Raw genomic sequence first — 20,670 nt, forward strand, 5'->3', positions numbered from 1 at the left:
CCATTTCTTTACATTAACTCAACACGAGTGGCACGGGGTCGTCTGACAACCGCGTAAACCAAGAAAGCTAAACTTATAAGTCCAACTACTGTTCCAAAATCGAAAGACTGTCCTTCAAATAAGACAACCCCTAATTGGTAAATAATAAGACTGACAATATAGGCTAAGCCACACTGGAATCCAACTGCAATCAACGTCCATTTGACGTTGCCCATCTCACGGTGGATTGCACCAATAGCTGCAAAGCATGGGGCACACAGTAGATTAAAAATTAAGAAAGAGTAACCTGATACAGGGGTATACGCTTCTCTAAGGGCTGGCCAAATTTCTTGACCGTATTCAGACACCTCAGTTGTACTCCCAAATAAAATTCCAAAGGTATTCACGACGTTCTCCTTAGCAACCAGACCTGTCATCGTGGCAACACTACTACGCCAATCGCCCCAACCAAGCGGTTTAAATAGATAACTTACCACGCCACCAATACTTGCCAAAATACTTTTATCTTCTGATACAAAATGGAGACTCCAACTAACATTTGACGTCAACCAAATTAAGATACTCGATACAAAAATTAAGGTTCCTGCATTTTTTACGAAAGCCTTACTTCGATGGTAGGTTTGTTGTAACACCCCTCTAAAACGTGGCAAATGATAGGCTGGCAATTCCATAATAAACGGAGCGGCCTCACCTGATAAGGCCTGTGTTTTCTTAAGCATAATACCCGAAAATACAATGGCAGCAATTCCTACAAAATAAGCGGAGGGGGCGACCCAACTCGCATGTGGAAATAACGCCCCTGCGATTAAAGCTATGACTGGTAGCTTGGCCGAGCAAGGCATAAAGGTTGTCACTATCACTGTAATTTTTCGGTCTTTTTCATTTTCAATCGTACGACTAGCCATGATCCCTGGTACGCCACATCCAGTCGCAATTAACATTGGAATAAAAGACTTACCAGATAAACCAAATCGTCTAAACAAACGGTCCATAACAAACGCAATTCGAGACATATAGCCACAATCTTCTAATAATCCCAAACATAAGAACAACATAATTAATTGTGGTAAGAAGCCGATAACAGCTCCCACACCGGCAATAATACCATCTAAGATTAACCGTTGCATCCAGTCTGCAACTTGCCCCTTTTCTAACCATACGGATAAATAATTCGGAACAAACTCTCCAAATAATTTATCGTTTAACCAATCGGTCCCCATAGTTCCTAATGTTTGAATCGATAAATAGTACACTGCCCACATAATTAACGCGAAAATGGGCAATGCTAAGAAACGATTCGTTACCACACGATCAATTTTATCACTCGCGGTTAAGCTAAAGTCCTTCGTCTGAATCAAACACAAACTGATCAACTTTGTAATAAAATCATAGCGCTCATTAATAATAATACTTTCACTATCATCACCAAATATTTTTTCCGTGATAGCAATAATCTCATTAATTTCTTTTTTGATTGCCTCTGGCAACATTAGCTCTTGCTCAATGGCTTCATCTCGTTCGAATAATTTAATACTGTACCATCTTAAATTATCGTTAGAAAGGAGTTTACCTTGACTATCTGTCAACGGCTCGCTCATTAACAATTGCTTAATCTCAGATAGGGCTGCTTCTAAACGGTCATCATACATTACTGAGCGAAGGTGAAACGGACAATCAACTGTCAACTTTTCAGCTATGGTCATTAACTCTTCGACACCTTCTTTTTTGACCACGCTCATGCCTACAACATCAACACCCAAACCATACGCTAGTTTCTCAATGTTAATTTCTTTCCCTTGCTTCTTGACAACATCCAACATATTTAAACCCAGAACAACGGGAGTTCCCAAATCCAATAGTTGCAAGGTCAGATACAAATTGCGTTCCAAATTACTGCCATCTACTATATTAATAATGCCTTGTGGCTGTTCATGTAACAAATAATTTCTTGCGACAACTTCTTCCGGTGTATAAGGTGACAACGAATAAATGCCTGGCAAATCTTGAATAAGAAGGTCTTTATTTTTTCGGTAACTGCCTTCTTTTCGTTCCACTGTAACCCCTGGCCAATTGCCAACTGACTGACTACTTCCAGTTAAAAGATTAAACAAACTTGTCTTACCACTATTCGGATTACCTACTAATGCTAATGAATGTTTGGGCATAGTTTAGCCTTCCTTTACCATAATTGTCTCTGCTTCTGTTTTTCTTAACGTCAACTCGTATCCTCTGACACTTAATTCTAACGGGTCACCTAAAGGCGCAACCTTTCGTATGACAATCGGTGTCCCTCGTGTCAATCCCATATCCATCAGACGACGTTTCACTTCTTTTGGGCCGACTATTTTATCGACAACCACACTATCCCCTACACTTATTTCTGCTAGCGTTTGCGGAACCAGATGTTGTCTTTCCTCTGATGTAATTCTAATTTGATTGACTACTCTGTCATCCATTGCGAGACGACTATCTTTTACTTTCACAATATAATCGCCAGATTTTTTCTTTGAAATAACACGGATTGGTGCGCCTACCACTAAACCTAAGTTAGCAAGATGTCGCTCCGAGCTCCCTGTAAGTAATAAATCACTGACATAATATTTTTGACCAATCACTGCTTCTGTTAATTGCATGATCATTCTCCTTTATATAGAAAGAAACGATTAATTAGAACTCTTTTTAGTAACTGATAATGATTATCAGTTGTTAAACTCATCCTACTCTTTTCAGTTGCTAGTGTCAATTAGAGGGTAATTTTGTTCCACTACTAGATGTAGTTCAATTTAGTTGTCTACACTATATCTAGTATTTTTCCTTTCAAAAAATAAACCAATTTTGATTGTTTTTTTTTTATTTTCCAAGTCGTTTTCTTATGAAAATAGTGTGAAAGCAGATAATATCAAGCTCCATCTTGTCAAGTCCAAATACCAATGGTAGTGGCTCATTATTTCACAGGCACAATATCTTGTGTGTTCGTGTTGACTTTTACCTTTTAGGGGGTATACTAGGTATATAATTAATTCGAACAAATCGGAGGAAATAATACTATGAATATTACACTATATACTAAAGATAACTGCCCACAATGCAAAATGACAAAACGTTTCTTAAGCGAGAAGAACGTTTCTTATAATGAAGTTAACATCGACACTGAACCACAATATATTGATTGGTTAAAAGACAATGGCTACCGTAGTGTTCCTGTTGTAACAGCTAACGAAGATATCTCAATCGTTGGATTCCGTCCAGACCAATTACGCTCTTTAGCAGTTTAATAGCGATACTATATCAAACAAGGTATAGACTGACAAAATCGTTCACTACAGTCAGGTAGCGGGCGATTTTGTTGCGTTATATGTCAGTTATCCGCTCAATTTCCTATGCTAGATTTTTTATAAAAATCAAACAATTAAGTTGGTTATTATAAAAAATCTAGTATAATAGATGATTGAAGAAAAAATTTAAGAAAGTAGTGATTCAACGTGAGTTTAAAACAATTAACTGATGTTAGCTATTTTGAGCTAAACAATGAGATTAACCGTCCAGTTGATGGCCAAATTCCTTTACACAAAGATAAAGAGGCTCTAGATGCTTTCTTTAAAGAGAACGTCGAACCTAATACGATGACGTTTAACTCGACTGAAGATAAAATCAATTATTTAATAGAGCATGACTTTATTGAGGCTGAATTTATTAGTAAGTATTCAATGACTTTTATTGACGAGCTTTATACTTACTTGGCTGAACAAAACTTTCAGTTCAAGTCATTTATGGCTGCTTACAAATTCTATTCGCAATATGCCCTTAAAAATAATGAAGGGACTCTATATTTAGAACGCTATGAAGATCGTGTAGCATTTAATGCGTTGTACTTTGCTGACGGCAATGAACAACTAGCCTTAGACATTGCTGATGAGATGATCCATCAACGTTACCAACCTGCGACACCTTCTTTCTTAAATGCCGGCCGTAAACGCCGCGGAGAGCTTGTATCGTGTTTCTTATTACAAGTAACAGATGATATGAACAGCATTGGTCGTTCAATCAACAGTGCTTTGCAATTATCACGCATTGGTGGTGGTGTTGGGATTTCGCTTAATAATTTACGTGAAGCTGGTGCCCCTATCAAAGGTTACGAAGGGGCAGCAAGTGGTGTTGTTCCTGTTATGAAATTATTCGAAGATAGCTTCAGCTACAGTAACCAATTAGGTCAACGTCAAGGTGCTGGTGTGGTTTACTTAAACGTCTTCCATCCAGATATCGAAATGTTCCTATCAACAAAAAAAGAAAATGCCGATGAAAAAATTCGTGTTAAAACACTCTCACTTGGCTTAAATGTCCCTGATAAGTTTTACGAATTAGCACGTAACAATGAGGATATGTATCTATTCAGTCCTTATAGTGTTGAAAAAGAATACGGCGTTCCTTTCTCATATATCGATATTACAAAAGAATACGATAAGTTAGTAGCAAACCCTAATATCCGTAAATCTAAAATTAGAGCACGTGATTTAGAAAATGAAATTAGTAAATTACAACAAGAATCAGGTTACCCTTATATCATCAATATTGACACAGCAAATCGTGCCAACCCTGTTGATGGTAAAATCATCATGAGTAACCTATGTTCTGAAATCTTACAAATTCAAGAGCCTTCTGTTATTAATGACACGCAAGACTATGATGTTCTTGGGACTGACATTAGCTGTAACTTAGGGTCTACAAATATTCCAAACTTAATGGCAAGTACTGATTTTGGTAAGTCAGTTCGTACAATGACACGTGCTTTAACATACGTTACAGATGCATCAAGCATTGATGTTGTTCCTTCTATTAAGAACGGTAACGACTTGAACCATACGATTGGTTTAGGCGCAATGGGCTTACACTCCTACTTCGCTAAAAATCAAATGGAATATGGCTCTCCTGAATCAATCGACTTCACTAACATCTATTTCATGTTATTAAACTACTGGACACTTGTGGAAAGTAATGAAATGGCACGTGAACGTCAAGCTACTTTTAATCACTTTGAAAAATCAGATTATGCAACTGGGACTTACTTCGATCAATACATTGAAGCTAACCACCAACCACAATTTGATAAAGTTAAAGCTTTGTTCGAAGGCATTTTCATTCCAACTGCTGAAGACTGGGCTAAATTAAAATCGGCTGTTAAAAAAGATGGCCTGTATCACCAAAACCGTCTTGCTGTGGCACCAAATGGTTCTATCTCTTATATCAACGATACAAGCGCAAGTATCCATCCGATTACTCGCTTAATCGAAGAACGTCAAGAGAAGAAAATTGGTAAAATCTACTACCCAGCACCGTATCTAAGCAACGAAACGCTACCTTATTACACATCAGCTTATGATATGGATATGCGTAAAGTCATTGATGTTTATGCAACTGCTCAACAACACATCGACCAAGGTATGAGCTTAACGTTATTTATGCGTTCTGACATTCCAGAGGGGCTTTACGAGTGGAAAACAGGGACTACAAAACAAACAACACGTGACCTAAATATTTTACGTCATTATGCGTTCCATAAAGGTGTTAAATCAATTTACTACATCCGTACCTTCACTGATGATGAAGAAGAAATTGGAAGTAACTCATGCGAAAGTTGTGTTATTTAAGAGAGGACGATTAAAATGAGCCAAACATATTATGAAGCGATAAACTGGAACAGCATTGAAGATATGATTGATAAATCAACATGGGAAAAACTAACGGAGCAATTTTGGTTAGACACTCGTATTCCTTTATCAAACGATTTAGATGACTGGCGTGCGCTATCTGAAACAGAAAAACAAATGGTCGGCTACGTTTTTGGTGGTCTAACACTTTTAGATACCATTCAATCAGAAAGTGCGATTGATGCGATTAGACCTGATGTTAGAACCCCTCACGAAGAGGCTGTTTTAAACAATATCCAATTCATGGAATCTGTTCATGCTAAAAGTTACTCATCTATCTTTAGTACACTAAATACAAAAACTGAGATTGATGAAATCTTCGAATGGACAAACACAAATGAATTCTTACAAAAGAAAGCAAAAATCATCAACGACATCTACAAAGATGGAACACCTTTACAAAAGAAAGTAGCCAGTGTTTATGCTGAAACTTTCTTGTTCTACTCAGGTTTCTTTGCTCCTCTTTATTACTTAGGAAACAACAAGCTTGCTAACGTAGCAGAGATTATTAAGTTAATCATCCGTGATGAATCAGTACATGGAACTTACATTGGTTACAAATTCCAATTGGGATTCAATCAGCTGACAGAAGACGAACAAGCTGAAATGGAAGACTGGATGTATAATTTGTTGTATGAATTATATGAAAATGAAGAAGGCTATACTGACTTACTTTACGGTGAGCTTGGCTGGCAAGAAGAAGTGAAAACATTCCTACGTTACAATGCAAATAAAGCGTTGATGAACTTAGGGATGAATCCTCTATTCCCAGATACTGCCAATGATGTTAATCCTATCGTTATGAACGGCTTATCAACAGGTACAAGCAATCATGACTTCTTCTCACAAGTTGGAAATGGTTACCTACTAGGTAGTGTCGAAGCAATGAATGATGACGATTATTTAATCGGAATGAATAAATAAAAAAAGCTAACCCGTTTGGGTTAGCTTTTTTTTAATAGTTCCGGTAATTTAGATAGATCATTAATGACATAATCAGGTTGGCTTTCACCTGTCATCTCGAGGTTTTCAGGATTATACCAACACGTTTTGATCCCGTATCTATTGCCACCAACAATATCTGCACTTAATGAATCCCCAATGATAATGGTCTCATCTGGATCAGCTTTAGACATCCGCTCAAAAGCATAATCAAAAAACTCTCGCATTGGTTTTTGATAGCCCGTATCTTCTGATACAAATACATCTTTAAAATAAGGTCTTAATCCGGACTTATCCAAACGATGATATTGTGTAACAGATACCCCATTGGTTACAATATAAAGGTCATACTGCTCACTTAGTACACTAACCGTTTCATAAGCATGTGGTAGTAAAATGGCTTCTTCTTTTAAATACCCGCGAAATAGCTCATCCATCTCTTTACCATCTCGAACCAATCCACATTTGTCAAAAATATAAGTGAAACGCTCTGATAATACCCGGTCTTTTTCAATCTCACCTCGTTCAAACTGTTGCCAAAGCTCATGGTTACGTGCTTGGTACGTTTCAAATACATCTGAGGTCATCTCTATACCTTGATCATTAAACATCTTTCTTAAGGCATTTTTTTGACCTTTTTTAAAATTTAACAAGGTATCATCAATATCAAATAAAATCGTTTTAATCATCTAAAATTCCTTTCCTATATAAGAAAAACTTTAAGACCTCAGTCTTAAAGTTTTGTTATTTTTTAAAATAATGATTCAATTGTTCTAGTGCACTTTCCACCATGATTTCTTTTCCATACTCAGCTAAGACTTCTGGTGTCACATTACTTAATGTTCCATATTCCAGCGCAATCGCTAAATCTTCATTCACCTGATTTTCAGTTAGCTCTTCCATTGAAAAGGACAATTGTAAAAAGAAAACATCTGGATCACCCGCTAATTGATAAACATTAGAAAGGACATGATTGAAAGATGCAATCTTAGCAAGACTAATCAAATCTTCAAAGCTAGCAAATCGAACAACAGCGTCAATAAATGGATTAGCTGTATCAAGTTCAACTTCAACCTCTTGGTCTGAATTCTGCTCTAATGCATTATTACCTTTAACTAACACATCTCGCTCTCCCATCTGACTTTTTACAAAGTCCCCAAACGAGTCTTGATTAATCAATTCTGAAAGCTCTGGTAAATCATTCTCTTCACCATTCAGTAAATTTTTACTTATGAATAACTCTAAACCATTACGATTTGGTAGCACTTGGAAAGTGACAGCATCCGTTTCTTGGAACTGTTCATCAATATCAACTTCTTCTAAAATACTGTAAAAGAAACTTTCAATTTGTTTATGATTTCCTAATAGATCAAGAAAGGATATTCCTCGCGCCTCTAAATCAGCATTTTCAATTAATACACGAATGGTATTTTCATTAATGCGTTCCATTTCCATTTTTGCTACACCTCTTCTCTATTACTTGGTAACCAAGTAACTATTTACTCTATAAAAACATTGTAGCCTAAAACCCTAAAAAGTAAAGGAAAAAGTCTACAAAAAACCCCATCTAATGATGGGGAACAAGTGTCTTTCTATAAGCCAGCCATTAATTGAGCTTGGCGTAACTCTAATGCTCTTACTTCTCTTGGTAAGAAACGACGGATTTCATCTTCATTAAAACCAACTTGAAGACGTTTTTCATCGATCATGATTGGTCGACGTAACAAACCAGGATTTTCTTGAACTAGCGTTAACAGTTCTGGCAATGATAAATCGTCTAAGTCCATATCTAATTTACGGAAAACTTTCGAACGCGTTGAGATGATTTCTTCAGTACCATCTTCTGTCATTCTTAAAATCCCTTTAAGCTCATCGATATTCAATGGCTCAGAAAAGATATTACGTTCCGTATAAGGAATTTCTTGGTCAACTAACCAAGCTCTCGCTTTTCGACATGATGTACAACTTGGAGACGTATATAGTGTTAACATTTGCATCACTCCTTCTAATTCAATCCTTTTAGTACTTTTATTAAGTACCTCTTGAATTCATTATAACCTATTATAAATATAATTACCACCCCTAAATGAAAAAAATCTCATTTAAGTTCTCACTATTTATCATAGTTTCATGACTTTATAGACACTTTTTTTTCAGAAAACTACCAAAACTCATCATTCTTTAATCTTACTCTTTATTATCTGTTATTTAAACCCTTTTAACTGCGCTTTACTCAGATTTGTGACTGTCTTTTTCACTTTTTTTCACGTATAATAGATAAAAAAGATGTTAGGAAGATCAAATAATATGGAAACTATTTTCTCAGGTATTCAACCTAGTGGTATCCCCACTATCGGAAATTATATTGGGGCAATGCAACAATTCGTAGCCCTTCAAGATGATTATAACTGTTATTACTGTATCGTAGATGAACATGCTATTACTGTTCCTCAAGACCGTTTAAAACTGCGTCAACAAACATTAGGCTTAGCAGCTCTATACTTAGCTGTTGGACTAGATCCTGAAAAAGCGACTATTTTTATCCAATCAGAAGTCAGTGCTCATGCTGAAGCCGCTTGGATTGTACAATGTAATACAACTATCGGTGAATTAGAGCGTATGACTCAATTCAAAGATAAATCTCAAAATAATGGCCGTACTGGTGTAAGTGCTGCACTTTTAACTTACCCGCCACTTATGGTAGCTGATATTATTCTTTACAATGCGAATTTAGTTCCTGTTGGAGAAGATCAAAAACAACATTTAGAATTAACACGTGATTTCGTTGAACGTTTCAATAACCGTTACGGCACGGCTGATCAACCTATTCTAATTAAACCAGAAGTGAAAATTCCAAAACACGGTGCTCGCATCATGAGTTTACAAGAGCCAACTAAAAAAATGAGTAAATCTGATACAAATGCAAAAGGTTACATCTCAATGTTAGATGAGCCTGCTGCTATTCGTAAAAAAATAAAATCTGCTGTAACAGATTCTAGCGGTAAAATTGAGTATGATGTTGAAAATAAACCAGGAATCTCAAACTTACTGACTATTTTCTCAGCTATGACGGGTGAAAGTATCGCTACTTTAGCAGAGCGTTACAAAGATGCTGGTTATGGCGAATTCAAAACTGATTTAGCTGAAGCAATTGTCGCAGTTTTAGAACCTATCCAAACACGTCAAAAAGAATTACTTTCTTCTGACGAATTACATGAAATCTTGGATACTGGTGCTGAAAAAGCTAATAAAGTTGCTAAGAAAACCTTACAAAAAATGCGTAATGGTGTTGGACTTGGTCGTAAAGGTCGTATGACATTATAATAATCTAAACGAGATCGTATGATCTCGTTTTTTTATTGCACAAAAAAACTAGCCCAACTTATGAAACAGTTGAGCTAGTAAACCTGTTACCGACTTTTATAGTCCCACCATTGTTGCAAAGATTGGGACAACTACTACTGTGATGACACCTACCACAACCACTGCAATACTTGCCATTGCGGCTTCGACTTCACCCATTTCCATGCTGACTGATACACCCAACGCATGGCCACTCGTTCCTAAAGCTAATCCGCGAGCAATCGGATTTTTTATGTTAAGTTTCTCTACTAGGAATTTACCTAGCGCATAAACAATAACTGCATTAAAAATAACAGCAAATGATGTAATCGCGCTTATCCCGCCAATTGATTCTGATAGAGGTACCGCAATCGCTGTTGTTGAAGCTTCTGGTAATAATGAGGCCATAATCCCTTGTTCTACACCAAACACTGATGCTAGCAAGTAAACTACTAATACTGAGCCAATTGAACCAATCGTAATAGCTGACAAAATTTCAAGCCAGTATTTTTTCAAAACATCACGTTGTTTATAAAGTGGAATTGCAAAAGCGATTGTTGCTGGTTCTAAGAAGAACCCAATCATCTTCCCACCACTACTGTAATCCTCATATGAAAAGTGACCTATTTTTAAGAATGCTACGCCTAAAACCATCGCTACAAATAAAGGTGTGAATAAGAAGAATCCTTTACTTTTTTTGAATAACAATGAACCAATTCCAAACGCTGTTAATGATACCATAATTCCGAAATATGGAGTCATGTTAATTCACCTCTTTCACTTCTTTAAAAATTGGTGTGGCACTTTGAACGACCTCTTTCAATTTACCACGTTCACCGTCACGTAATTTAAGTAAGAAACTAGCACTCCAACCTGTTACCGCTAATAAAATAACCGTAGCTATCACAATAATTGAAACAATTTGGAAACCATATTCTTTCATTAAGCCTAATGAATTAATAACAGATATTCCAGATGGAACAAATAAGAAACTAATCAAACTTGTTAAGCTATTTCCTAACCCTTCTACCTGTTCAAGTTTAACAATTTTCAAGCAGAGGCAAATAAATAATAATACCAAGCCCATCACTGATGTTGGCATCGGGAAAGGTAAGAATTGAACAATAAAATTAGAAACTAGCATAATAGCTGCAAAAATAAAAGCTTGTTGTAAGAATGAGTACGTTTTTTGTTTAGACATTTTTCTCGCTCCTTATTAAGTAATTGTTGTTATTTGATGTCTTTACTATAACGAGAAAAAGCCATTTTGTGAGTGTTTTACGGACTAAACGACCAAATTCATAACCGAGTTACCTTTATCAAAAGCTGAAATGCCCTAATAAAAAAGAAGTTGCTACAGAGGTAGCAACTTCTTTTATAACCCAATTCGATTCTTCAATTCCTTAACATAAGAACGACTGACTGGCAGCTTCTGTCCATCTACTAAGGTCAGTTGATACGTATGATTAAACCAAGGTTGAACTTCTTTAATCGCTGTAGCATTCACTAAGTAACTACGATGTGTTTTAAAAAATAAAGAAGGATCTAATTTTTTCTCTAACCAACTTAATGTTTCATTGACATGATAGTGTTGTTTGCTCGTCACAATACTCAAACCATCTGTATCTACGCTAGCAAATAAAATATCTTTGGAGTTTAATACGACAATGCGATCATTTACTTGTAAAGCAAGGTTATTAGACGGTGTTACAGCATTTTCTTCCTCCACTTCACTCTCTGAATTTACCAGTAAGCCTTCTTTCACCTTATCAAGTGCTTGCTTGATTCGCTTTTCTTCAAAAGGTTTTAACACATAATCCACTGCATTCACTTCAAATGCTTTTAAAGCGTACTCATCATAGGCTGTTGCAAAAATAACCTTAGGTGGCTGCTTCATCCCTACAAATTTTTCAGCTAAATCAAACCCACTTTCTCCTGTTAAGTGTATGTCTAAAAAAACAATATCAGGTTTAGTATCGATAATACTTGCTAATGCCGTAACCACACTATCTGCTTCATTGATTTCATCTACACCACCTATTTTATTTAAAAGGTAAATCAGCTCATCTCTTGCTAACGGTTCATCGTCTACAACTAAAATTTTCATTTATCATTTGCCTCCTCTAAAACTAAGGGCATCGTTATTGTAATGGTTGCCCCACCTACTGTATTATTCTTAAACTCAAGTTTCCCTTGTTCTCCATACAAATTAACAAGTCGTCTATGAAGATTTTCCAAAGCGGTTCCTGTTCCTTTTTCAGAAACAACTACTTCCTTGCCGACCTTATCTAACTTGTCTGGTGCGATTCCGTATCCATTGTCCGCCACTTGTACTCTTAATAACTCATTGTGCTGTGCAATACTCACAACTATCCGATTATCTTTGGCTCGCTGACCAAAAGCATGACGAATAGCATTTTCAACCAATATTTGAATAGCAAACGGTGGCACCAACACTTCTTTCAACTGTTCTTCTACGATCAGCTCAACATCATACTTATCTGGAAAACGTGCTTGCTCTAATGACAAGTACGCTGCCACATGTTCTAATTCTTTTTCTAATGGAATTTGAACTTGCCTAGCCCCTTGTAAATTAGATCTGAAATAGGTACTTAATTGGAGCAATAACTCTCTTGCTTTATCAACATCTCGTCTCATTAAGGCTGAAATGGTATTGATTGCATTGAAAAAGAAATGGGGATTGACTTGCGCTTGTAACGATTTTATTTCAGCATCTTTCAGTAAACTAGATTGCTGTTCGGCTTCCCCTAATTCTAATTGAGTAGAAAAAATATCTCCTAAACCACGAGCTAATTGCTCCTCTACATGAGTCAGACGACTGGCATCTGAAAAGTACATTTTTAAAGTGCCGACCATTTTATCATGAGAAATTAACGGAATAACAATCGCTCCTCTAAGCGGACAGTGAGCATTATTACAGCCAATTTCCTCTTGAGATCTAGCAATTTTCAGTTCTCCTGTCTTCAAAGCGGCTCTCGACAATTCCGTAATCACTTCTAATTCTGGAATATGATGGTCACTCCCAGCTCCCACGTGCGCTAATATCTGATGCGTATCTGTCATACTAATAGCATCTACTTTGGTATAACGTTTAATAATCTCTGCCACTTCTTTACATGATGTTTCGTTTAAACCACTTCTAAAATAAGGAAGTGTCTTCGCAGCTAGTTCTAAAACATCATGCGTTTGTACTGCTTTAGTTTGTTCCTCACGTTGTAAAGTAGAGGTGATAATAGAAATAAAAATAAATGTTCCGACACTATTTAAAAGAAGCATTGGCATTGAAATGAATTTTACTAAATTCCAGCCAACTTCTAAGTTAGAACTCGTAAATAACCCTACAAAAACAAGCTGAATACTTTCCATCACCATCCCTACCGCTGCAGCTTGAAGAGGTGAAGGAAAACTAGCTTTTTTGATAAACTTTGAACCCACTAAGCCTGATAATACCCCAACTAATGTTGATGAAATAATATAAAAAGCACCACTTCCACTCCCTTGTAGAAAGCGGTGAAGACCGCCAATTAACCCTACACCAATCCCAACTAATGGGCCCCCAGTCAAACCCGATACACCAATCGCAAGAGTTCGGGTATTAGCAAGTGATGCATTTTCAGACAATGCTGTTAAAAAACTAGTCGAAATCACTTCATTATCTGTGATTTCTATTCCCGTTAAGTTTGAAATAACAGCGAATACCCCAAAAACGGTAATGAGTAATATCTTGGAGCGCATCGCCCTTCGATTAAGTAATATCTTCTTAAAATAATTCACATTAACAAGCAAGAAGGCTAGTAAAATAATCAACCCTACGCGTTCCATCATCATAATAAATAAATTAATTCGTGCCATTTCATTTCCTCCAATTAGTAACCTAACTCCAAAATAACTACGTATCTATTATACTCTAAATCTGCTAATTACATGTGTTTCTCACACTGAGATGCCCTGAAGAGCAGTTGAGTTACCTTAAACAAAAAAAGCTAACTCATTGGAGTTAGCTTTTGATTTAACCAATAATTTTTATTTCTTTTGGATAGTGATTCAAGACTTCGCAACCGTCTTCTGTTGCTACTACTAAATCTTCAATTCTGACACCAACTTCACCTTGAATATAAATGCCTGGTTCAATTGAGAAAATCATACCTGGTTCCACAACGTTATGGTTTGAACCTGATACATCTCCAGCTTCATGACATTCAATTCCGATAAAGTGACCTGTACGATGCGTAAAGTATTCACCATATCCTTTTTCAGTAATGTAATCACGTGCCGCTGCATCGATTTCGCTAAATTTAACACCTGGTTTTACTTTAGCAATCGCGCGTTTATTCGCTTCTAAAACCGTTTCAAAGACCTCACGACTCTTATCAGACACTGATTTGTAGAAAACCGTACGTGTCATATCTGAACAATAACCATTTTTCACGCCACCGATATCTAAAATAATGCTATCGCCTTCTTTAACGACTGACTCATCCGTTTCATGATGAGGATCTGCTCCATTAGCACCATATGCTACGATAGGTTCAAATGAAAAGCCTGAGTTACCTAATTCTTTATAGATAGATGCTAATTTTTCGCTCATCTCTAATTCCGTTAATTTTTCCGGAACTAACTCTTGTAAACGACCAATTGCTGTATCATTGTCACGTGACACGTCACGCATTAATTCTATTTCTGCTTCACTCTTAATGGCACGCACGCTATCTGTAATTTCCGAACCGTTAACAAAATCTGTTGAATTCGTTTTTTCCATTAAGCTTAATAGGAAATGAGCTGGCCAATTTTTATCAATACCAATTGTTTTTGAGGCATCTAATTGTTCTAATAACACAGCAACAGCATCATCCGTATCATCAATCACAACTAATGTCACACCTAAATCTTCTGTAATTGGGAATAATTTATTGACAACTAAAGCATGATTCCCATCTTCTTTAATGACTAAAGCTAGCATACGCTCGCCTGAGTGAATCATTTTACCTGTTAAATAAAAAATAGTAGTGGCATCTGAAATAACTAATTGACTTACTTTTTTTTCAGACATTTTATCGAGTACTTTTGTTAAACGTTCTTGATTCATAATGTGTTCCTCCCTATGATTAACTTCTTTTATTATACCACAACAACTTGTGAATATATGAACATTTTGCTCATATAAAAAAAGCAAAGGCATAGAGGCCTTTGCTTACACTAATTAATATAAAAGTTGGACTAAATCATCCACTTGAATACCCCCGAAATATTTTTGAATATCAATTTTCTCAACTGCTTCGCGAATACTTTCCTTATCGTACTTAGTTCCACGAAGTAGATCCTCTACATCTTTAATTTCCCCTAGCCCAAAGAAATCACCAAAGATTCTAATGTCGTTAATAATACCACCAGCAACGTTCATCTTAGCTTCCACCGAACCGATTACAAAACGCTCACGACGGACTAAATCAAACTCTGGTGAACGGCCATAATTCCAATCCCAGTTGCGGTAATACTGGTCTGAAATCTCATTGATTCGTTTCCAGTCCTCTTCTGTTAAATCATAAATTTTAACATCATCCATATTGTCCACACCAAAGATTCTAAATAAGATAGCTTGACGGAAATCTGTTGTACTCATATCTTGGTACTCGTCTGCTAGGAAAGGTTTAATATTTGTTACACGCGAACGAATTGATTTAATCCCTTTCGATTCGATTTTATCTTTACGTACTTTAAGGGCATTAACCACTTCGTTAACATCACTATCAAACATAATCGTCCCATGTGCAAACATGCGTCCATTTGTTGCGTACATCGCATTTCCAGAGAATTTTTTATCCCCAATCACTAGATCGTTACGACCCTTAAGCTCTGCACCTGTTACGCCCATATCATGAAGCGCATCAATAATCGGTTGCGTCACTTTAGCAAAATCACGGAATGACTCCCCATCATCTGGCATAATAAAACTGAAATTTAAATTCCCAAAATCATGATAAACTGCGCCACCGCCACTAAGACGACGAACAACGTGAATGCCTTTTTCTTCAACATACTCTTTATTAATTTCTTCAATTGTATTTTGGTTACGGCCAATAATAATTGATGGCTCATTAATATAGAATAATAAAATAGGTTCGTCCACTGGTAATTCTTTCATTAGATATGTTTCAATTGCTAAATTAATACGTGGGTCATTATTTTCATTTTGTACGAATAACATGGTATAGCCTCCTATAAAGTTAATGTTAGATTATCACTTGCTAAAACGACCTCACATGCAGAACCTGCTGCTCGGACCGCTTCTTCTTTTAGTTGAGTTAAGTCTTTATCTTGTGGTAAATGGCTTAAGACTAATTTAGAAACGCTGGCTTCTTTTGCTAATTGGCCTGCTTCTTTAGAGGTAAAATGGGCATGATGATTTTCATTGCCTTCGAACAAATACGTATCTGCAATAACCAGGTCTGCTCCTGCCATAAAGTCTTTAAACGACTCCAAATAACCCGAATCAGCTGTATAAACTAGAACTTTTCCTGTTTGTCGCTCCTCAATGCGCATAGCAAAACAGACAACTGGATGAATTGTTCTCAAAAAGCTGATATTGAATGGCCCGATTTCAACCGTATCCCCTTCTTTATATCCCATGCCTTCAGAAATCCCTGGCATGGATAAAGTCTTAAAATGCTCGTTGTCTTCCATGTGGCCGTATATCGGTAAGACCGGCACATCACGACTTGTATCACGTAACTGACGGTAATACTGAAGCACACCAAGGTCAGCAATATGATCATGATGATAATGTGAAATAATCACACTATCTAGTTCCAATGGGTCAATCTGTTTTTGAAGGTTATTCAATGTGCTACTCCCAGCATCAACAAGTAGATGATACCCTTCAGATTCTAATAGATACGAACTCGTTCCTTCGCCATTCCAAGGATACGCTCCCCAGTAGCCCAATACTGTTACCTTCATCCGACTCCCTCTTTCCTACATATTATAATTTAAAGTAAACTCACTTCTATTGATATAAATAAGCTCATAAATCAATGATTTATGAGCTTTGTTTGACGAATTACTATTATAAAAAACAATACTGTTTTTTATTTATAATCACATAATGATGAAACTGTTTTTTTGTCCAAGCGTTTCACAACTTCTGTTACAAGTTTAACCGTATTTAAATAATCATCTTCATGAATCACTGATGTATGAGAATGTAAGTAACGCGTTGCAACAGTAATCGCTAGTGATGGCACGCCGTCATTAGAGACATGTTGACTTCCAGCATCTGTTCCGCCACCGGCAATCACTTCTAATTGGTATGGAATCCCTAACTCATCGGCTACATCAATCACAAAGTCACGTAATTTTCTATGTGGGATCATTGAAGCATCGTAAATTAGGATTTGCGGCCCTTTACCCAACTCTGATAAAGACTCTTTAGGCGTCATGCCAGGGGTATCTCCTGCAGTCCCCGTATCTAATGCAAAGGCAATATCTGGTTTAGTAAGGTGCGTACTTGTTTTAGATCCTCGTAACCCAACTTCTTCCTGCGCATTACTGCCGGCAAATAAAATATTTGGATGTCCCTCTTCTACTAAGTTCTCTAAAACTTTAAGTGAGACAGCTGTTCCAATACGATTATCCCATGCTTTAGCCATCATAAACTTAGAATCATTTAGACGACGGAATTCTGTTGAAGGTGTGACCATATTACCTGGTTTAATTCCCCATTCTTTCACTTCATCAGCACTTGTTGCCCCAATATCAATAAACATCTCTGCTACATCATACGGCTTATTACGAACCGCAGCTGATAAGACATGTGGCGGTTTACATCCAATAACACCATGAATGATTTTTCCACTATCTGTTTTAATTTGGACTTGTTGAGCAAGCATCACTTGTCCCCACCAACCACCTAGTGTTTGGAATTTTAAAAATCCTTTTTCAGTAATTTGCGTTACCATGAATCCTACTTCATCCATATGTCCCATAATTAGAACACGTGGGCCTTCTTTATCACCTGTATGTTTAGCAACAACGCCACCTAAGCCATCATATAACATTTTATCTGCTAAAGGTGTTGCGTATTTATTAAAAATTTGACGTACTTCTTCCTCATTACCTGGTACACCGCGAGCATCTGTTAATTCTTTTAAGAACAATTCTTCTTTCTTTTCCATCTACGTCACCTCACTAAATTTATTAAGCGTCTTCATTATACCATTAGTAAAAATAAATATATAATAATCCGTCAGTTTAATCTTATTTTTGGTCAAATCGCCCATTGATTTTAGCGCTTACATTCCCTATACTAAGCGTATTATAAAACCGAAAGGATGTCCCACATGACCTCATTAAAAATCGCAACCTATAATATCCGAACAGATACACCTGAAGATGGAGATTGGAGTTGGCAAGCACGCAAACCTCACGTCCAAGATTTAATTAAATACCACAATTGGGATGCTTTTGGCGTCCAAGAAGCTCTGCCACACCAATTAGATGATTTAAAAGAATTAACCGCCTATGAATTTGTCGGCGTTGCTCGAGATGACGGTGAAACAGAAGGCGAGTACAATGGGCTCTTCTTCAAAAAAGATCGTTTTTCATTAGTTGACTCTCATCATTTTTGGTTATCTGATACACCGGATGAACCTAGTATCCACCCTAGTGCAGGGTGTAAACGGATTTGTGTTTGCGTTAAGTTAAAAGAAAAAATTTGCAACAAAGAAATAAGCATTGCCGTTACCCATTTGGATCATGTTTCAGAAGAAGCGCGTGTTTTAGGTGCTGAAATTATTACTAGTCGAGTAAAACAATATTTCAATCAACCTTTCATTTTAATGGGTGACTTCAATGCCGAACCTACTGAACAGGCCTATACATTGCTGTCATCGGAATTAACTGATGCTAAATATAAACAAAACACACTTGTCTATGGACCTAAAGGAACCTTTCAAGAATTCGACTACACTTGTCATTGGGATAATTTAGTTGAAATTGATTACTTATTTGTTTCTGATAGTATTACAGTTACTCGCTTAGGTACATTGACTGATAGTACCGATTGCCGTTTCCCTTCTGATCATTTTCCAGTTGTAGCTGATATCATATTATAAAAAAAAAACTAACTATCTTTTCAGATAGTTAGTTTTTTTATAATGTATTAGGATCTAATTTCTGCCACTCTTTTGTGAAGAAATAAGGATCAATTTTATAAGATTGTTTTTTAGCTTTACGATTTTTCAAAAATGGTTCAACTGATTGATCCATTTCTAACCAACCGCGCCATCCGATATGGATTGTGTCTTCCATAAAGTAATCTTCTCCACGTTTCTCTGTAAGATCAGCAATATTAGTAAAGCCTTGCGAACGTAATTGATAATTAATTTTCTTACTAAATTCATCTAACATCTCTGTAGATAATCCAGTATAATCTGACCAACGTTCGTTGACTGGTGGAATAACGAATAAAACATCCATTTTCAGTCTCTCTATTTCTGATAAAAATAATTGAAAATCTGAAAACTCTACAGATTTACGATAATCAAAATCTACCTGAGCGCCCTCTAATGAAGCTTCTACAGGCATTATACGCTTTTTATAAAATGAATCCGTAATCTCATAAGAATTACTTTTCGTTTTACTTTGACCTGTTTTATACGCTAACTCATCTAACGTATTAAAATCGTATGTATCTGGCAGTTTTTTCAATTGCTTATCAATTTTATTACGACGACTGATTAAACCTAAGTGACCAAACAATTGGTCCTCACGATTCAAGACATTCAATCTCATGCGACACATTTTCTCTTGTGTAGTACTTAAAGGCTCGCCATTAGCAATTTGCTTAAGTAATGATTTTAAAGTTGTGTCAGAACGAACATTTTTAAATTTCAATAATCGTTTTGCTGTATAGGCCTCAGCTTCATCAAGGTCTTTAACATTTAGTATCCACTGATACGTTTGAAGTGGTGAAAAATAAAGTGAAAACATTTCTTTACTTACCCCACCTTTAACAAACCACTGTGGTGAAATAACAAACACTGCCTTTTTTCCATGTATCTCATTACTCATAGATTGTAACATTAAGAATTGTGACAATGATTGCGTTCCGGCAGATCCTAATAAGAACGGACGGTAGTTTCGATCATATTTTTCAGCCAGTACAGACGGATGAAACGCATTAAAACGACTAAACTCAGATGATCCAAAGAATGGAACATAATTATGCTCTTTCATCGCTTTATTCTTAATTTGATTCCCTTTGATTACATTGACACCCATTGATGTAGCTGCTTCCGACGTCACTTTCGGCGTTGTAGGATTTAATCTGAAGGGCGAAAGAAAAATCCCTGCCACAATGACAAATGCTAAACATAAGGGTCCTATCGCAGTAAATAATTTCTTTTTAAAACTCATTATTGATTAGCTACAACTTTATTAATAATTTTTTGAGGTGTTGCCCACTCATCACGTTCAAAATCTGCTACAGGAATTGTTACCCCACATTGGCCTTCAATTTCTACTAATAATTGGACAGTTCCTAAAGAATCTAGTAACCCTTCCTCAAATAAATCTAATTCTAAATTATCTTTAACTTCTTCTGTTCCTGTTAATTCTTCTAAAATATCTAATACTGTTTCTTGTAATGACATGATATATACTC

General features: G+C 36.4%; 20 protein-coding genes. 5 read left to right on the plus strand and 15 right to left on the minus strand.

Annotated features, from left to right (window positions below; translation table 11 throughout):
- Positions 1 to 8 precede the first annotated feature (8 nt).
- Positions 9 to 2,165: a ferrous iron transport protein B gene (gene feoB, locus OL233_RS04755; RefSeq protein ID WP_275471227.1), complete on the minus strand. Its 2,157-nt coding sequence runs from the start codon at positions 2,163 to 2,165 to the stop codon at positions 9 to 11.
- Positions 2,166 to 2,168: 3 nt separating this feature from the next.
- Positions 2,169 to 2,633, minus strand: a complete 465-nt coding sequence (locus OL233_RS04760) for a FeoA family protein (protein ID WP_275471228.1) — start codon at positions 2,631 to 2,633, stop codon at positions 2,169 to 2,171.
- Between the two features lie 414 nt (positions 2,634 to 3,047).
- On the opposite strand from OL233_RS04760, the gene nrdH reads away from it, so the two are divergent.
- The 3 genes from nrdH (at position 3,048) to nrdF (ending at position 6,629) form a co-directional block, all read left to right on the plus strand.
- Positions 3,048 to 3,275 carry a glutaredoxin-like protein NrdH gene (nrdH, locus tag OL233_RS04765; protein ID WP_275471229.1) on the plus strand — a complete coding sequence of 76 codons (228 nt, stop codon included), beginning with the start codon at positions 3,048 to 3,050 and terminating at the stop codon, positions 3,273 to 3,275.
- A 207-nt stretch (positions 3,276 to 3,482) separates the two neighbouring features.
- Positions 3,483 to 5,645: a class 1b ribonucleoside-diphosphate reductase subunit alpha gene (gene nrdE / locus OL233_RS04770; RefSeq protein ID WP_275471230.1), complete on the plus strand. Its 2,163-nt coding sequence runs from the start codon at positions 3,483 to 3,485 to the stop codon at positions 5,643 to 5,645.
- A gap of 15 nt (positions 5,646 to 5,660) precedes the next feature.
- On the plus strand, positions 5,661 to 6,629 hold the full coding sequence (nrdF, locus tag OL233_RS04775) for a class 1b ribonucleoside-diphosphate reductase subunit beta (RefSeq protein ID WP_275471231.1): 969 nt from the start codon (positions 5,661 to 5,663) through the stop codon (positions 6,627 to 6,629).
- Between the two features lie 20 nt (positions 6,630 to 6,649).
- Here the strand turns inward: nrdF and OL233_RS04780 are convergent, their stop codons facing one another.
- From OL233_RS04780 to spxA, 3 genes are all read right to left on the minus strand, one after another.
- Entirely contained in the window at positions 6,650 to 7,336 is a 687-nt protein-coding gene (locus tag OL233_RS04780; protein WP_275471232.1) for a YjjG family noncanonical pyrimidine nucleotidase, read from the minus strand.
- 55 nt (positions 7,337 to 7,391) lie between these two features.
- Complete coding sequence (locus tag OL233_RS04785) at positions 7,392 to 8,102, minus strand: adaptor protein MecA (protein WP_275471233.1); 711 nt, start codon at positions 8,100 to 8,102, stop codon at positions 7,392 to 7,394.
- Between the two features lie 137 nt (positions 8,103 to 8,239).
- Positions 8,240 to 8,638, minus strand: coding sequence for a transcriptional regulator SpxA (spxA, locus tag OL233_RS04790; RefSeq protein WP_126831655.1), 399 nt, complete (start codon positions 8,636 to 8,638; stop codon positions 8,240 to 8,242).
- A 316-nt stretch (positions 8,639 to 8,954) separates the two neighbouring features.
- Between spxA and trpS the strand changes: the two genes are divergently transcribed.
- The gene (trpS, locus tag OL233_RS04795; protein WP_275471234.1) at positions 8,955 to 9,971 is read left to right on the plus strand and encodes a tryptophan--tRNA ligase; all 1,017 of its coding nucleotides are present in this window, start codon (positions 8,955 to 8,957) and stop codon (positions 9,969 to 9,971) included.
- Positions 9,972 to 10,067: 96 nt separating this feature from the next.
- On the opposite strand, the gene lrgB is transcribed toward trpS, so the two are convergent.
- The 8 genes from lrgB to OL233_RS04835 all read right to left on the minus strand — a co-directional run bounded on the left by lrgB (position 10,068) and on the right by OL233_RS04835 (position 18,181).
- A complete protein-coding gene (lrgB, locus tag OL233_RS04800; protein WP_275471235.1) occupies positions 10,068 to 10,751 on the minus strand; it encodes an antiholin-like protein LrgB in 684 nt (227 codons plus the stop codon).
- Position 10,752: 1 nt separating this feature from the next.
- Positions 10,753 to 11,190: an antiholin-like murein hydrolase modulator LrgA gene (gene lrgA, locus OL233_RS04805; protein WP_275471236.1), complete on the minus strand. Its 438-nt coding sequence runs from the start codon at positions 11,188 to 11,190 to the stop codon at positions 10,753 to 10,755.
- Between the two features lie 174 nt (positions 11,191 to 11,364).
- A complete protein-coding gene (locus OL233_RS04810; RefSeq protein WP_275471237.1) occupies positions 11,365 to 12,096 on the minus strand; it encodes a LytTR family transcriptional regulator DNA-binding domain-containing protein in 732 nt (243 codons plus the stop codon).
- Positions 12,093 to 13,862, minus strand: a complete 1,770-nt coding sequence (locus OL233_RS04815) for a sensor histidine kinase (RefSeq protein ID WP_275471238.1) — start codon at positions 13,860 to 13,862, stop codon at positions 12,093 to 12,095. The genes OL233_RS04810 and OL233_RS04815 overlap by 4 nt, the downstream gene beginning before the upstream one ends.
- A 157-nt stretch (positions 13,863 to 14,019) precedes the next feature.
- The gene (locus OL233_RS04820; protein ID WP_275471239.1) at positions 14,020 to 15,096 is read right to left on the minus strand and encodes a M24 family metallopeptidase; all 1,077 of its coding nucleotides are present in this window, start codon (positions 15,094 to 15,096) and stop codon (positions 14,020 to 14,022) included.
- 114 nt (positions 15,097 to 15,210) lie between these two features.
- A complete protein-coding gene (gene lplA, locus OL233_RS04825; RefSeq protein ID WP_275471240.1) occupies positions 15,211 to 16,215 on the minus strand; it encodes a lipoate--protein ligase in 1,005 nt (334 codons plus the stop codon).
- 11 nt (positions 16,216 to 16,226) lie between these two features.
- Entirely contained in the window at positions 16,227 to 16,967 is a 741-nt protein-coding gene (locus OL233_RS04830) for an MBL fold metallo-hydrolase (RefSeq protein ID WP_275471241.1), read from the minus strand.
- A 128-nt stretch (positions 16,968 to 17,095) separates the two neighbouring features.
- Positions 17,096 to 18,181: a M42 family metallopeptidase gene (locus OL233_RS04835; RefSeq protein ID WP_275471242.1), complete on the minus strand. Its 1,086-nt coding sequence runs from the start codon at positions 18,179 to 18,181 to the stop codon at positions 17,096 to 17,098.
- 165 nt (positions 18,182 to 18,346) lie between these two features.
- On the opposite strand from OL233_RS04835, the gene OL233_RS04840 reads away from it, so the two are divergent.
- Positions 18,347 to 19,120, plus strand: a complete 774-nt coding sequence (locus OL233_RS04840; RefSeq protein ID WP_275471243.1) for an endonuclease/exonuclease/phosphatase family protein — start codon at positions 18,347 to 18,349, stop codon at positions 19,118 to 19,120.
- A gap of 37 nt (positions 19,121 to 19,157) precedes the next feature.
- Here OL233_RS04840 and dltD read toward each other — a convergent pair whose 3' ends face one another.
- Both dltD and dltC read right to left on the minus strand, forming a co-directional pair.
- Positions 19,158 to 20,423 (minus strand): D-alanyl-lipoteichoic acid biosynthesis protein DltD, encoded by a 1,266-nt coding sequence (gene dltD, locus OL233_RS04845; protein ID WP_275471244.1) that lies wholly within the window; start codon positions 20,421 to 20,423, stop codon positions 19,158 to 19,160.
- Positions 20,423 to 20,659: a D-alanine--poly(phosphoribitol) ligase subunit DltC gene (gene dltC / locus OL233_RS04850; RefSeq protein ID WP_275471245.1), complete on the minus strand. Its 237-nt coding sequence runs from the start codon at positions 20,657 to 20,659 to the stop codon at positions 20,423 to 20,425. The genes dltD and dltC overlap by 1 nt, the downstream gene beginning before the upstream one ends.
- Positions 20,660 to 20,670: the final 11 nt, after the last annotated feature.

Source organism: Vagococcus proximus (assembly GCF_029143285.1).
Taxonomy (GTDB): Bacteria; Bacillota; Bacilli; order Lactobacillales; family Vagococcaceae; genus Vagococcus_D; species Vagococcus_D proximus.

Bases quoted from the DNA above. Each gene is read 5' to 3' on its own strand.
- feoB (WP_275471227.1), bottom strand. From the start codon at position 2,165: ATGCCCAAACATTCATTAGCATTAGTAGGTAATCCGAATAGTGGTAAG.
- OL233_RS04760 (WP_275471228.1), bottom strand. From the start codon at position 2,633: ATGCAATTAACAGAAGCAGTGATTGGTCAAAAATATTATGTCAGTGAT.
- nrdH (WP_275471229.1), top strand. From the start codon at position 3,048: ATGAATATTACACTATATACTAAAGATAACTGCCCACAATGCAAAATG.
- nrdF (WP_275471231.1), top strand. From the start codon at position 5,661: ATGAGCCAAACATATTATGAAGCGATAAACTGGAACAGCATTGAAGAT.
- OL233_RS04780 (WP_275471232.1), bottom strand. From the start codon at position 7,336: ATGATTAAAACGATTTTATTTGATATTGATGATACCTTGTTAAATTTT.
- OL233_RS04785 (WP_275471233.1), bottom strand. From the start codon at position 8,102: ATGGAAATGGAACGCATTAATGAAAATACCATTCGTGTATTAATTGAA.
- spxA (WP_126831655.1), bottom strand. From the start codon at position 8,638: ATGTTAACACTATATACGTCTCCAAGTTGTACATCATGTCGAAAAGCG.
- trpS (WP_275471234.1), top strand. From the start codon at position 8,955: ATGGAAACTATTTTCTCAGGTATTCAACCTAGTGGTATCCCCACTATC.
- lrgB (WP_275471235.1), bottom strand. From the start codon at position 10,751: ATGACTCCATATTTCGGAATTATGGTATCATTAACAGCGTTTGGAATT.
- lrgA (WP_275471236.1), bottom strand. From the start codon at position 11,190: ATGTCTAAACAAAAAACGTACTCATTCTTACAACAAGCTTTTATTTTT.
- OL233_RS04810 (WP_275471237.1), bottom strand. From the start codon at position 12,096: ATGAAAATTTTAGTTGTAGACGATGAACCGTTAGCAAGAGATGAGCTG.
- OL233_RS04815 (WP_275471238.1), bottom strand. From the start codon at position 13,862: ATGGCACGAATTAATTTATTTATTATGATGATGGAACGCGTAGGGTTG.
- OL233_RS04820 (WP_275471239.1), bottom strand. From the start codon at position 15,096: ATGAATCAAGAACGTTTAACAAAAGTACTCGATAAAATGTCTGAAAAA.
- lplA (WP_275471240.1), bottom strand. From the start codon at position 16,215: ATGTTATTCGTACAAAATGAAAATAATGACCCACGTATTAATTTAGCA.
- OL233_RS04830 (WP_275471241.1), bottom strand. From the start codon at position 16,967: ATGAAGGTAACAGTATTGGGCTACTGGGGAGCGTATCCTTGGAATGGC.
- OL233_RS04835 (WP_275471242.1), bottom strand. From the start codon at position 18,181: ATGGAAAAGAAAGAAGAATTGTTCTTAAAAGAATTAACAGATGCTCGC.
- OL233_RS04840 (WP_275471243.1), top strand. From the start codon at position 18,347: ATGACCTCATTAAAAATCGCAACCTATAATATCCGAACAGATACACCT.
- dltD (WP_275471244.1), bottom strand. From the start codon at position 20,423: ATGAGTTTTAAAAAGAAATTATTTACTGCGATAGGACCCTTATGTTTA.
- dltC (WP_275471245.1), bottom strand. From the start codon at position 20,659: ATGTCATTACAAGAAACAGTATTAGATATTTTAGAAGAATTAACAGGA.